The organism is Winogradskyella sp. MH6, assembly GCF_022810765.1.
In the GTDB taxonomy this organism is placed as follows: Bacteria; Bacteroidota; Bacteroidia; order Flavobacteriales; family Flavobacteriaceae; genus Winogradskyella.
In genome coordinates this window covers 184,876-198,015 of the sequence record NZ_CP094494.1, presented here as the reverse complement: position 1 = coordinate 198,015, position 13,140 = coordinate 184,876, and the positions used below count along the sequence as shown (strand labels likewise).

At 33.6% G+C, this 13,140-nt stretch carries 11 protein-coding genes; 8 read left to right on the top strand and 3 right to left on the bottom strand.

Annotated elements, in window-relative coordinates; all coding sequences use genetic code 11:
• Nucleotides 1–59: 59 nt before the first annotated feature.
• The gene (gene htpG, locus MST30_RS00960) at nt 60–1,967 is read right to left on the bottom strand and encodes a molecular chaperone HtpG (RefSeq protein WP_243472546.1); all 1,908 of its coding nucleotides are present in this window, start codon (nt 1,965–1,967) and stop codon (nt 60–62) included.
• A 211-nt stretch (nt 1,968–2,178) separates the two neighbouring features.
• On the opposite strand from htpG, the gene MST30_RS00955 reads away from it, so the two are divergent.
• The 6 genes from MST30_RS00955 to MST30_RS00930 all read left to right on the top strand — a co-directional run bounded on the left by MST30_RS00955 (nt 2,179) and on the right by MST30_RS00930 (nt 5,782).
• The gene (locus MST30_RS00955) at nt 2,179–3,189 is read left to right on the top strand and encodes a 3-oxoacyl-ACP synthase III family protein (protein ID WP_243472545.1); all 1,011 of its coding nucleotides are present in this window, start codon (nt 2,179–2,181) and stop codon (nt 3,187–3,189) included.
• Nucleotides 3,190–3,232: 43 nt separating this feature from the next.
• The gene (locus MST30_RS00950; RefSeq protein WP_243472544.1) at nt 3,233–3,619 is read left to right on the top strand and encodes a hypothetical protein; all 387 of its coding nucleotides are present in this window, start codon (nt 3,233–3,235) and stop codon (nt 3,617–3,619) included.
• Nucleotides 3,620–3,736: 117 nt separating this feature from the next.
• Nucleotides 3,737–4,774, top strand: a complete 1,038-nt coding sequence (locus MST30_RS00945) for a hypothetical protein (protein WP_243472543.1) — start codon at nt 3,737–3,739, stop codon at nt 4,772–4,774.
• A 90-nt stretch (nt 4,775–4,864) separates the two neighbouring features.
• Nucleotides 4,865–5,104: a ribbon-helix-helix domain-containing protein gene (locus MST30_RS00940; RefSeq protein ID WP_243472542.1), complete on the top strand. Its 240-nt coding sequence runs from the start codon at nt 4,865–4,867 to the stop codon at nt 5,102–5,104.
• Nucleotides 5,097–5,384 (top strand): type II toxin-antitoxin system RelE/ParE family toxin, encoded by a 288-nt coding sequence (locus MST30_RS00935; protein ID WP_243472541.1) that lies wholly within the window; start codon nt 5,097–5,099, stop codon nt 5,382–5,384. Before MST30_RS00940 ends, MST30_RS00935 begins: the two co-directional genes overlap by 8 nt.
• Before the next feature lie 8 nt (nt 5,385–5,392).
• The gene (locus tag MST30_RS00930; RefSeq protein ID WP_243472540.1) at nt 5,393–5,782 is read left to right on the top strand and encodes a hypothetical protein; all 390 of its coding nucleotides are present in this window, start codon (nt 5,393–5,395) and stop codon (nt 5,780–5,782) included.
• 391 nt (nt 5,783–6,173) lie between these two features.
• Here the strand turns inward: MST30_RS00930 and MST30_RS00925 are convergent, their stop codons facing one another.
• A complete protein-coding gene (locus MST30_RS00925; protein WP_243472539.1) occupies nt 6,174–8,618 on the bottom strand; it encodes a TonB-dependent receptor in 2,445 nt (814 codons plus the stop codon).
• A 101-nt stretch (nt 8,619–8,719) separates the two neighbouring features.
• On the opposite strand from MST30_RS00925, the gene MST30_RS00920 reads away from it, so the two are divergent.
• On the top strand, nt 8,720–9,082 hold the full coding sequence (locus MST30_RS00920; RefSeq protein WP_243472538.1) for a CoA-binding protein: 363 nt from the start codon (nt 8,720–8,722) through the stop codon (nt 9,080–9,082).
• On the opposite strand, the gene MST30_RS00915 is transcribed toward MST30_RS00920, so the two are convergent.
• A complete protein-coding gene (locus tag MST30_RS00915; protein ID WP_243472537.1) occupies nt 9,066–10,523 on the bottom strand; it encodes a sodium:solute symporter in 1,458 nt (485 codons plus the stop codon). The two genes, MST30_RS00920 and MST30_RS00915, sit on opposite strands and share 17 nt — an antisense overlap.
• 74 nt (nt 10,524–10,597) lie before the next feature.
• Here MST30_RS00915 and MST30_RS00910 point away from each other — a divergent pair, with 74 nt between their 5' ends.
• Nucleotides 10,598–13,132: a T9SS type A sorting domain-containing protein gene (locus MST30_RS00910; protein ID WP_243472536.1), complete on the top strand. Its 2,535-nt coding sequence runs from the start codon at nt 10,598–10,600 to the stop codon at nt 13,130–13,132.
• Nucleotides 13,133–13,140 lie beyond the last annotated feature (8 nt).

Sequence of the window (13,140 nt, the reverse complement as noted above, 5' to 3'; positions counted from 1 at the left end):
AAGTGGTTTTAAGTTTATATGAGATTCTGAAACAAGTTCAGCATCACAATAGGTAAAGTTTACTTAATCATTTCGTAGCTACGTTTAATGAAGTTTGTTAACTCTTCACCTTTAAGCAAACCTTGCGATAAACGAGCCAAGTCTAAACTTTGATTAATTAAGCGCTCTTGTTTCTTCTTGGTTTTAGTATTCAGTATTTCTCCAACCAATTCATGGTTTGTGTTCACCACTAAATTGTACATTTCTGGCATATTTCCCATACCAAACATGCCACCTCCAGTTTGTTGCATCTCTTTCATACGACGCATAAACTCTGGTTGTGTAATCATAAATGGTGATGCATTGCTATCCATAGCCTCTAATTGTACCATAAATTTTTCTGAAGGCACAACTTCTTTTAGTAATTCGTCTAATTGTGTTTTTTCTTCGTCAGACAATTTAGAAATTACCGTATCATCTTTCTTAATTAAGTTATCAATATGATCGGCATCAACTCTAGCAAACGAAATGTTTTCTTTTGTTGTTTCTAACTTCTGCATTAAATGACTTACAATCGGTGAGTCTAATAATAACACTTCATAATCCTTAGCTTTTGCAGATTCAATATAAGCATGTTGCTCATCTTTATTAGACGCATAAAGAATCACCATTTTACCATCCTTATCGGTTTGCTTCGCTTTAATAGCGTTGGTTAATTCTTCAAACGTGTAGTATTTGCCATCTACAGTTGGGTATAATGCGAAAGCATCTGCTTTTTCAAAGAATTTTTCTTCAGAAAGCATTCCGTATTCAATAACAATTTTAATGTCGTCCCATTTCTTTTCGAAATCTTCACGGTTATTGTTGAACAAAGATTTTAATTTATCTGCAACCTTACGTGTGATGTAAGATGAAATCTTTTTCACTGCACCATCAGCTTGTAAGTAACTACGAGAAACGTTTAACGGAATGTCTGGTGAATCGATAACACCTCTTAACATGGTTAAGAATTCAGGTACAATACCTTCAACATTATCAGTTACAAAAACTTGGTTTTGGTACAATTGAATCTTATCCTTTTGCATGTTAAGATCATTTGTCATCTTAGGGAAATACAAGATTCCTGTTAAGTTAAAAGGATAATCTACATTAAGGTGAATGTGGAAAAGCGGCTCTTCAAACTGCATTGGGTACAGTTCTCTGTAGAAGTTTTTGTAATCTTGGTCCTCTAAGTCTGCAGGTTGTTTTGTCCACGCAGGATTTGGGTTGTTGATAATGTCGTCTACAGTAATTTGTTTGTGAGGCTCAGTAGTTTCTTTACCGTCTTCGTCTTTAGTTGTTTTTGGTGTAAAATCTGGATCGTTTACTTCCTTAGTTCCAAATTTAATAGGAATAGGCATAAACTTGTTGTACTTGGTCAACAGCTCACGGATTCTTCCTTCTTCTAAGAATTCCTCTTCACCTTCAGAAATATGTAAAATAATTTCTGTTCCTCTGTCGGTTTTATCAGATGCTTCTAGTGTAAATTCAGGTGAACCATCACAAGTCCAGTGAGCAGCTGGTGCATCAGTGTGAGATTTGGTAATGATTTCTACCTTATCTGCCACCATAAAAGCAGAATAGAAGCCTAAACCAAAATGACCAATAATACCAGAATCTTTAGCAGAATCCTTGTACTTATCTAAAAATTCTTCAGCACCAGAAAAAGCCACTTGGTTAATGTACTTCTCAACCTCTTCGGCTGTCATACCCAAACCTTGATCTATAATATGAAGTTTTTTACCTTCTTTGTCTATCTTAACTTCAATTTTTGGCTCACCATATTCAGATTTAGATTCGCCAATACTTGCTAAATGCTTAAGCTTTAAAGTTGCATCAGTTGCATTACTAATCAGCTCACGTAAAAAGATTTCGTGATCAGAGTATAAGAACTTTTTAATTAACGGAAAGATATTTTCTACCGATACATTAATACTTCCTTTTGCCATTTTATTATGTTGTTTTTGTCATTCCTGAGCATACAGGAATTTTATTAATTATTTGTTTTTATCTGTAACGGTTTATTTCAAATAAAATACCAATTAAAAATATGTGACAAGATGACATAGTTTTAAGTATTATGCATGCATAACGAATCTGAAAAATATTGCAAACGAAATTGTATCTTAAAGGTTAAATTGCGATACTTAAAAATTTACTATGTATAATTCAAAAATAATAGGTTTAGGAACATATGTTCCAGATAATGTAGTTACTAATAATGATTTGTCTAAAATGATGGACACCAGTGACGAGTGGATACAAGAGCGTACCGGAATTAAAGAACGTCGTTGGGTAAAGGATGGTGATGGAGACACTACAGCAACAATGGGTGTAAAAGCTGCTAAAGTGGCTATAGAACGTGCAGGAATAGACAAAGACGATATCGATTTTATCATCTTTGCCACCTTGAGTCCAGATATGTATTTTCCTGGTCCTGGTGTGCAAGTGCAACATGCTTTAGATATAAAAACGGTTGGAGCTTTAGATGTGCGTAACCAATGCTCTGGTTTTGTATATGCCATTTCTGTTGCCGATAATTTTATAAAAACTGGCATGTATAAGAATGTGCTTGTTATTGGTAGCGAATTGCATTCTCATGGATTAGACAAAACCACTCGTGGTAGAGGTGTGTCTGTTATTTTTGGCGATGGAGCAGGAGCAGCAGTTTTAACGCGAGAGGAAGATACGAGAAAAGGCATTTTATCTACGCATTTGCATAGCCAAGGTGAGCATGCTGAAGAATTGGTGGTAAAAGCACCAGGAATGGGAACACGTTGGGTTACCGATATTATTGAAGATAATAATAAGGATGACGAAAGTTATTTTCCATATATGAATGGGCAGTTTGTATTTAAAAATGCAGTAGTACGTTTTAGCGAAGTGATTATGGAAGGCTTAATGAAAAACGGTTTAAAGCCTGAAGATATTGATATGCTTATTCCACACCAAGCGAATTTGAGAATAGCACAGTTTATTCAGAAGAAATTTAAGTTGAGTGACGACCAGGTTTTTAATAACATACAAAAGTATGGCAATACAACAGCAGCTTCAATTCCAATAGCTTTAACAGAAGCTTGGGAAGAAGGCAAAATAAAAGAAGGCGATACCGTTGTTTTAGCTGCCTTTGGTAGTGGCTTTACTTGGGGAAGTGTTATAATGAAATGGTAAAACAAATTAATCCTGCGAAAGTAGGATTTTTTTTTGGAATTCTATGGACAAACTAAAAATACTACTAATCATACTTCCATTTGTATTATTCTCTTGTAAAAAAGAATATGATTATGGGAATTCAGAATTGTTTGAAAAGATTGACTTAACTGACATTAATATCCTAAAGGGATATAGAACAAAGTTTGACAATGATACTTTAAGGGTAAAAGGTAAGGTTACAATATCGTTTGAGAACATTTCGATTGGAAATGGGGATTCTTGGATTTGGGTTGACTCATTTGAACCAGCTGTTGAATTTGATACTGTGTATAATAATCTAAACTATCGTGAAGTCGAATTAATAGGATTATTTGACTCCAAAAATACTGGACATTTAGGACAATATAATGGTGGATTTGAAAAAATTTATGCAATAAAAACAGAATAAATCCTATGTGCAATAGTGGCTATAATTCCGTGTAGTTCATATTCTGTTTTTGAAAATATGTAAATTTATCTACACCAAAATCATAGTCAAATGTTGTAATGTATTTTGAAAAAACCAATGAGAAGAATATTATTTTTAATAGCAATAGTTCTGATTTCAAGTTGTAAAACAGAAAACAAAAATGAAGAAAATCAGACAACTAAACCTCAAGAGCCTGTTTCAGAGATTCCAAAAGTTAAAGGCCAATTTCAGATGTTTCTTGACCAATTTCCAACTAAAAGACTTCCAGTTAAAATTTATGGTTGCTCAGATGAAATACTTGGCTTACCAAAATTGGATATTAAATTAAGTGCTAAATATTCTAAAGAGGCCGAATATGAACACATTTACGGAATAATCCCTTCTAACGGAAATTATATTTCAACAATCACGCTTGGAGAAGCTGAATGTTTTGTCCCAACTCTAAATACGTATAAATTAAACGGTGAAAAAATTGATTCTAAACCAATATTTATTGGATATTGTGGGTCTGACCCTTGCTACGAATGTGTTGAAAGTATGACAATTAATTCAGATTATCGATTTTATGTTGCGGATACAATAAAAACATCTGACTGTGATGGTAATTTTAAAGCAATCGCTGGAACTGAAAAAATCAAAGTTGTTTATAAAGAAGGGAAACTGACTGAAAAAGGAATTATAGAATTGACAGAAGAAATTGAGAAAGAAGTAGAAAATGTTATTACTGAAAATAAGCAAAATTGCGATTTAAGAACACTTGTTGAGATTAATTCTTTTCTCGAAAACGGAATTGAATTGAATGACCAAAACTTCGCTGTATTCTTTGCAAATATGAAACCCAGCTGTTTGAATAATGTTGAATATTCCGAATTTAATAATGATCTTATTTTTAAAACTTTGAAATCAAATCCAAAAAAGTTTGTTGCATTTTTGAGTAGAGTATCAAAGAAAAAAGAAATTTTGGATTTTGTACTTACTCAACTGAGGAATCCAATCCATGATGGAATTAAATTAGACTCAATTTCTTTGCAATTAGACCAAACAGAAACAGAAGACTCTCAAATGAAAGAATTGGTTTCTGAATCGATAAAACAAGCGATTGAAAAAAGTAAATTACACATGCCAACACCTTAAATAACTCATCGTGCCATAATCTCTTATTAGAATTCATTACAATTTGTAAACGGTTCGTTTTTGGTGTATATTTACATCAAATGTAAGATTATGTCAAGACAAAGTATATCATTTACAAAACCAAACGATGAGTGGTTAAAAGCCCAAGTAGACAGCAAAGAATATTCAAGCAAAAGTGAATTAGTTAATGACTTGATTAGACAAGCAAGGAAGCAGCAAGTTCAAATTGATTGGATTAGGGCTAAACTAGAAAAAGCTGAAAATAGCGGATTTACAAACGACAGTAAAGAAAGTATCTTAGCGCAATCTAAGTCTTTGCTAAATGGCTAAATACAAGTTAACGAACGAAGCAAAAAATGATATTATTCGGATTCATCACTTCGGAGTTGAAAAGTATGGAATGACCCAAGCAGACCAATATTTTAAGTCGTTTTTTGAATATTTCGACATCATTGCTGAGCGTCCTTTTTCATTTGAGTCGGTAGATTACATAAAAAAAGGATATAGACGCTGTGTATGCGGAGTTGATAGTATATATTACAAAATCAATGAAAACATTGTTGAAATAATAGCAATTGTAGGAAGACAGGATTTGAACGAAAAATTGTAATTTGGGTAATGACAAAAAAAAGTGAACTATATCAAATTAAGGAAAAGGAAATTCGAGATTCTCGAATAAAAGAAACTCAAAATTTTATACGCTCAAAATCCTATAGTAGTTTGATGAATAATCATAAATGGTTTCGAATTTTTGAACTGATTGAAGAACATCAAGCTGAGTTTGAATTAAAAACTCTTCTGTCTGCTAAAATTAGAAAAGTGAAGTCTATTATTGAGCTTGAAAAAAGTTCGATTTTGATAGACAATTCTGGAGAATTCATCGAATTTTTGGAGCTAGAACAAATTACTCTTAAAAACACATCGGAATTAAAATATAGACTAGACGAACTGAACGTGGACTTTTATGAGGAATTAGATACTATAAGAATTCAAGGTTACCGGAAATAAAACTACTTACCACAAAGGCGATAACTCATAATGCTAGAATCATTATAGAAACCACTAAAAAAAAGCCCAAACAACCTAAAGTTGTCTGGGCTTTTCAGCTATTAACCAATTTAACTAACACTATTATAAAATTTAAAAAATCTTATAAAAACTATTACTTAAAACTTATCTCACTTACTTAGACGTAAAACGTTTCATTTTATTTCAACGATTAACATATTTAACGTGCATTTAACAAAAACCCTGACCAGTTTTGCAACCGTCAGGGTTTTCTATCTAATAGTTAAACATTAACACTAACCATCAACTATTTATGTAAACTATTAAATTTGTTTTTAAGTCTTTCTATTATAAAGACTATTTTATTTGTGCATTGTGACACTTTTGGGTGTTAAAAAATACCACCACCTTGTTTAACATCGTTATCTCTTTGTTTACGAGATTTTGCTCTGTACTTGCCACCACCAAAACGGTAAGATAATCTACCAGAAATCTGTTGGCTTTCCCAGTTAAATTGTCCTTTTTGAAGGAATGGTCGTTGACCATCAAACTGAGCGTACATAGTGTCAAAAATATCATTGTAGCTTAAGCTAAAGTTAGCTCTGCCTTCCATAAAAGTATAGCGCATACCTAAGTTTACCATAAGCATATCGCTCATTTCAAATTGAATGTTTTTATTCTTAGCTCTATACATTCCGAAAGCCGAGAAACTTAAGCTGTTACTTACTTTAAAGTTGTTGAACGCTCTTAAATTCCAAGCCACGTTATCTACTTTAACAGTGTTTAATACAATGTTTTGGTTGTCATCAAAAGACTCAGCTATACTTTTTTGGGTTTGAGAAAACAAATCAAAACTAGCATTAAAGCTCCACCATTTTGTAGGTCTGTAATTAGATGATACTTCGATACCATAAGATGATGAATTGTCAAAATTAAGGTTGGTTAAGATCAATCTATTGGTGTCTGTTCTGTCTATTAAAATGGCTTGTTGTATTTCGTCTTCTATAATTCTGTAGAACACTCCAGCTGTAATGCTTCCTTTTTCGAGCTGTCTAGTGTAGTTTGTTTCAATAGAATTGGTAAACTGTGGACGTAATTCCTGATTTCCAAATTGAGAAATCAAAGGTGTATTCCACTCAGGTAAAGGGTTTACTTGCCCTATTCCTGGTCTATCAATTCTTCGGCTATAACTTAATTGATACGAGTTTTTATCTGAAGGAGAATAAGTGAAAAACGCAGAAGGATACAGTTCAAAATAGTCGTTTTCAAAAGGAATAGTTAATTCGTCATTGCTAGATAAATCGATTTTATAAGCTTCTGAATCTACAATTACAGATTCCGCTCTCAGTCCAATTTGGTAGCTCCATTTTTCTAACTTTTTACCGTAAGTAGCATAAGCTGAATAAATGTCTCTTGAATAGTCAAAATTTGTTGTAGTCGGAATATAGTCGCCAAACTCGTTTTGCTCGCGAGCATTAGATTCGTAAAAAATACCAGTGTCAAATAAACGTGCTTGTAGCCCTAGTTCTAACTTTGTGGTTTCAGATAACGGATTTACATAATCTAAGTTAATAGTCGTGTTATCGCGTTCTGTGTCTGTAGCTTCAATAAAGTTAGGACGTTGCGTACTGTAAAATAAATTGTTAGTATCTCCAGAGCCTTCATAAGTATTGTAATCTACTTCAAGCTCAATATTGTGACCTTCGTCATTAAAATTGTGCTTATAGTTAAAATTGTATTGTTGGTTATCATTCTCATTATCCGTTCTTGTGTATTGCGATTGGTTTAAAGAGGTGTCGAATAAGTATGCAATTCTAGAATCTACATCTCCGCGACCATCGTAAATGTTCTGGTTAGTAAAAACAGAAAATGTATTCTTATCATCGAGATAAAAGTCTAAACCAACTTTGAATAAGTTAGATTTGTTATTGTTAAGAACATTGAAGTTTTGTTGAATGTCTTGCTCAATTCTGTTTATTTGACCATAATGATAGTTTTTAACAACACCATTACTGTATGAGCCAAACAGGTTAAACTTTCCGTTACGGTAATTGGCATCTATAGAGCTGTTGAATTTTGGTTCTTTATCATGAGCCAAGCTAACGTTAATGTTACCATTAAAACCAATTTGAGTGTTTTTGTGCAATATGATGTTTATAATACCACTCATGCCTTCAGGATTGTATTTAGCTGATGGATTTGTAATAAGCTCAATACTTTTTATAGACGTAGACGGAATTTGTTTTAATAACTGGTCTGCTGGAATGTTAGATAATTTGCCATCTACCATTACACGCACATTTTGATTACCACGTAAACTTATGGCTCCACTTTGCTGGTCTACACTTACTGAAGGTAAATTGTTCATAATCTCACTAGCAGTTGCACCAGCTGTTTGTAAATCTTTACCAATGGTAATAACTTTTCTGTCTACCTTTTGCTGTATTGTTGAGGTCTCAGCAACAACGGTAACTTCATCTAGACTTTCAGAATCTTCTGCTAAGAGAATGTCTCCCATCTTAATGTTATAGTTGCCTTTTCCGATAGTCTCTTTTTTTGAGATGGTCTTGTAACCAATAAATGTTATTTCTACCTGAATATTACCTTCTGGGATTTTTTCTAAAGTGAAATTTCCGTCATTGTCGGTAATACCACCTGTAATTACTTTACTGGTTGCATCTTTTACAACGATATTTACATAAGGTAAAGGTTCATTGAGGCTTGCATCTAACACTCTACCAGAGATAGAACCATTTTTAATGTCTTTGTTTGAATTGGGTTGGGCGCTTAAAATGGTTGATGAAACCATGATAAGCACTAATAAGAACTGCTTCATTTTTTGATTGAAATTTGATTGATTGATAGTTTCTTTATCTCTAGACGACTATTTTTACATCATGTTACTTTAATTAACACTACTTAACATTCTTTTAACATATGAGTAAAAAAACATTGGTTCTTGGGGTATCTTTAAAAACAGATCGTTATTCTAATATTGCTGTTAATAGGTTAAAACAAAACAATCATGAGGTTGTTGCTTTTGGATTAAAGCAAGGCGAAGTAAATAATGTCTTGATAGATACGGAGTTGTTAGATTATGAAGATGTAGACACAGTAACATTATATCTTAATCCAAAACATCAAGAAGCGTATTACGATTATATTTTAGATTTAAAACCTAAGCGTGTTATTTTTAATCCAGGTACAGAGAACCCTGAGTTGTACAAAATTCTTAAAGACAACAACATTGATTTTGAAGTGGCATGTACACTAGTTTTATTAGCTACAGATCAGTATTAAATTTTCTTTTAAGAACTAATAACCCAAAGAACATTAAAAGACCATTTATGATTAAGATTTCAAAACCAATTTCATAGCCATTGAATAGGTCTTTAGAATAAAGGTTTAATATGTAAGACAATACAGGAGCTACGATAGCAACAATCCAAACAAACTTATCTTTTATTTGATGCTTGGTAAACAGCCCAAAAGCAAAAAGTCCTAAAAGAGGTCCGTAAGTGTAACCAGCGGCTTTAAAAAGTTCCCATATTACAGAGACATCTTTAAAGATTAAATCAAAAAGGATGATTACAATAACCAGCACAATACTAAAGCCAATGTGAGTTCTTTTGCGTATGCCTTTTTTTGAGGCTTCTGGTTTGTTTTCAATATCCAAAATATCAAAACAAAAAGATGTGGTTAACGATGTTAATGCAGAATCTGCACTAGAATAAGCAGCTGCAATTAATCCCAATAAAAAGAAAGCAGAAGTAACGACACCTATTTCTGGTAGCATGGCAATAGTTGGGAATAAATCATCTTTGGTTGCAGTAATTCCGTTTTGGGTGGCATAATCTGTAAGCATTAAGCCTAAAACGAGAAATAAAATATTCACAAATATGAGTACCACACTAAAAGAAAGCATGTTTTTTTGAGCATCTTTCAAATTTCTACAGGTTAGGTTTTTTTGCATCATGTCCTGATCCAGACCTGTCATGGTAATGGTAATGAAAATACCAGATAGAAAGCTTTTCCAAAAGAATTGAGGATTGTTACTGTCGTTAAAAAAGAAAACCTTACTTAGGCTACTTTCTTTGGTATAATCAACAATTTCTCCAATACTATTTAAATCTAAAGCAGAAGCTAAAAATATGATGGTAACAACTACAGAAACCAGCATAAATAAAGTTTGTAAAGTATCTGTAAAGATGATGGTTTTAATACCTCCTCTAAATGTATAGAGCCAGATTAAAGCTATGGTAATAATGACGGTAACAACAAACGGAATATCAAAAAGATCAAAAACCAAAAGTTGAAGAACTTTAGCAACTAAAAACAATCTAAAAGCAGCTCCAACAGTTCTAGAAATAAGAAAAGCTACAGAACCAGTTTTATAGCTTGTTTTACCAAAACGATCTCTGAGATAAGTGTAAATTGAAGTTAAATTCAATCTGTAATAAAGCGGAAGCAAAATATATGCTATCACCAAATACCCGAAAAAATAGCCAAAAACCACCTGAAGATACCCAAACTGCTTAGTTTCTACAGCACCAGGAACAGAGATAAAAGTAACGCCAGATAATGAAGCACCAATCATACCAAAAGCTACAAGATACCATGGAGCAGATTTGTTAGCCTTAAAAAATGCAGCGTTAGAATCTTCTTTTCCTGTGAAATAAGATATCAATACTAAAATCGCAAAATAACTGGCTATTAAAATTAAAATTGAAGTAGGACTCATAAATGAATTTCTGTGCTAAAAATTTATGAAAAATAGTACATTTGAAAAAAATAGCTATTTAAATTCAATTTTTTATGAAAAATACATTTCTACTTGTAGCATTAAGCTTGTTTGGTTTAAGTGCTTATGGTCAGGATTATCGAGAATTAATTAGAGAGGGAAATCACACCATTCAGCATATTTCTGAAGTTGCAGAGCAACATTTTGATTCTGTAGGACGAGGACGAGGAACGGGTTTTAAGAATTTTAAGAGATGGCAATATTTCGCTGAACGTGCTATGGATGAAACAGGGAAATTAAAATCACCTGAGTTTTACTATGAAGAATTAGAAAATTATAATGCAAGTATTAACAGTGAAGGCCTCGCAGCCAGAACTACTGTAGGTACTTGGGAAGAAATGGGACCAACCTATTGGGACGCTACTTCTGGGTGGAATCCTGGTGTTGGTAGAATCACTTCTTTGGCTGTAGACGAATCTAATCTAAATCATATTCTCGCAGGAAGCGAAACTGGTGGAGTATGGAAAAGTACAGATGGTGGAATGTCATGGACCGTGCTTTCAGATAATCTTGCCAACATAGATGTATATGCTCTTGCTATAGATCCTTCAGATAGTAATACCTATTATTGGGGCTCAACAAGTGGTGCAATTTTTAAGTCTACTGATGGAGGTTCAACATGGTCGTCTCTGGGAGGATTAGCTTATGGTGTCGTCAATAAAATATTGGTAGACCCAACAAATGCTATGAAGGTATATGCTAGTGTACAAGGTAATGGCTTGTATAAATCAACAGATGGTGGTGCTACTTGGAGCTCCATTTATTTCGTTGCAACAGGCACTGGTTATGATTTTGAGTTCAAACCAAATGATCCTAGTGTAGTATATGCTTCAGGAAATGCATTTTATGTTTCAACTAATGGAGGTGCCAGTTTTACGCAGATATCAGGTTCTGGAGTTGATCAGTTTTCTAATGGTCCAAAAATGATAGGGGTTTCTGCTGATAATCCTAATATAGTTTATGTTTTAGAAGCTGACGGTGGTTTGTTTGGAGCGCTGTATACTTCTAGTGATAGTGGTAGTAGTTTTACTAAGCTAACTCATACCCAAAACTTTTTTGGATATGACTCTAACGGAAACGATGCACTTGGTCAAGCACCAAGAGATATGGATATTACAGTTAATCCAAATGATGTTGATGATGTTCATATAGCTGGTATTAATACATGGCGTTCTATAGATGGTGGAGCTAGTTTTAGTATTACCTCACAATGGGTGCCAAGTGTTGCTAGCGGTTCTGGGATTGGGTATTGTCATGCAGATGTAGATATTATGCATTTTGCAGGTACAGGAACAGATGCCAAATTATATGTTGGTACCGATGGTGGTATATATAGAGCTGATAATCCTACGATTGTAAGTTCTGGTTATTATACCGATTTAACTCCAGGTTTAGGTATTAGACAATTTTATAAGATTGGTGTCAGTCAAACAGATCCTGTTGTTGTTACTGGTGGTTCGCAAGATAATGGTACATCTACTTTGAGGGAAGATGGACTTTGGTCAGATTGGTTAGGTGCAGATGGTATGGAAGGATTTGTTGATAAAGACAATGCGGCTATAATGTACGGAACTACACAGTTTGGATCTCTGTACAGAACAGAATATAATGTGTTTGGTAGCAACGTAGCTAGTCTTTCTCAGCCAGATGGTAAAGGTGGAGATTATAACTGGAATTGGGTAGTGCCTTTTGAGCAAGATCCAATAGTTCAAAATACCATATACGTAACTTTTGATGAAGTCTATAAATCGGTAGATAGTGGTACGAACTGGGTTTCTATTTCTCCGAATTTCGGAGATAGCATAGATCATTTTAAAATTGCACCAAGTAATAACCAGATTATGTATTGTGCAATTAATGGTGTGCTAAGATTTTCAGTTGATGGAGGCGCATCTTGGACAGTTTCTCCTTTAAGTATAGGTAGTGCAATTATTAATGAAATTGCAGTACATCCTTCAAACCCTAATAAAGTTGCTATAGCTACTACCAATAGTCAAAAAGTTTATGTAAGCTCAGATGGTGGTTTAACATGGACGTCTAAACTAATGAATTTGCCAGGTTTCGTGGCTCAGGCTTTAGCGTGGCAAGATAACGGAGATGATGGCTTGTATGTTGGGATGAATTATGGTGTGTTTTATACCGATAATACGTTAACAGAATGGGAGCCGTTTAACAATGGCTTGCCAAATGTTAGAATTAATGAGTTGGAGATTAATACAGCTGATAATAAAATCTATGCCGCAACCTATGGTAGAGGTCTTTGGAGGTCTAGTCTTTATGATTCATCTTTAAGTGTGAATGACTTTGTGTTTAGTGATCTATCATTATATCCTAATCCTGCTAAAAGTGAGGTAAATCTAAAGTGGAACAAGCCAGAAGATGTAAGCATAAGAATTTTTGATGCTCAAGGTAAAATTATGTTCTTTGGCAAGAAAGTCAATTTATTTAACGGATTTAAAGTTGATGTTTCCTCTTTCAATAGCGGAATTTACTTTGTTAAGCTAAATAGCAATAATGGTGAAATTACTAAAAAGCTGATTCTTAACTAACAATCAGA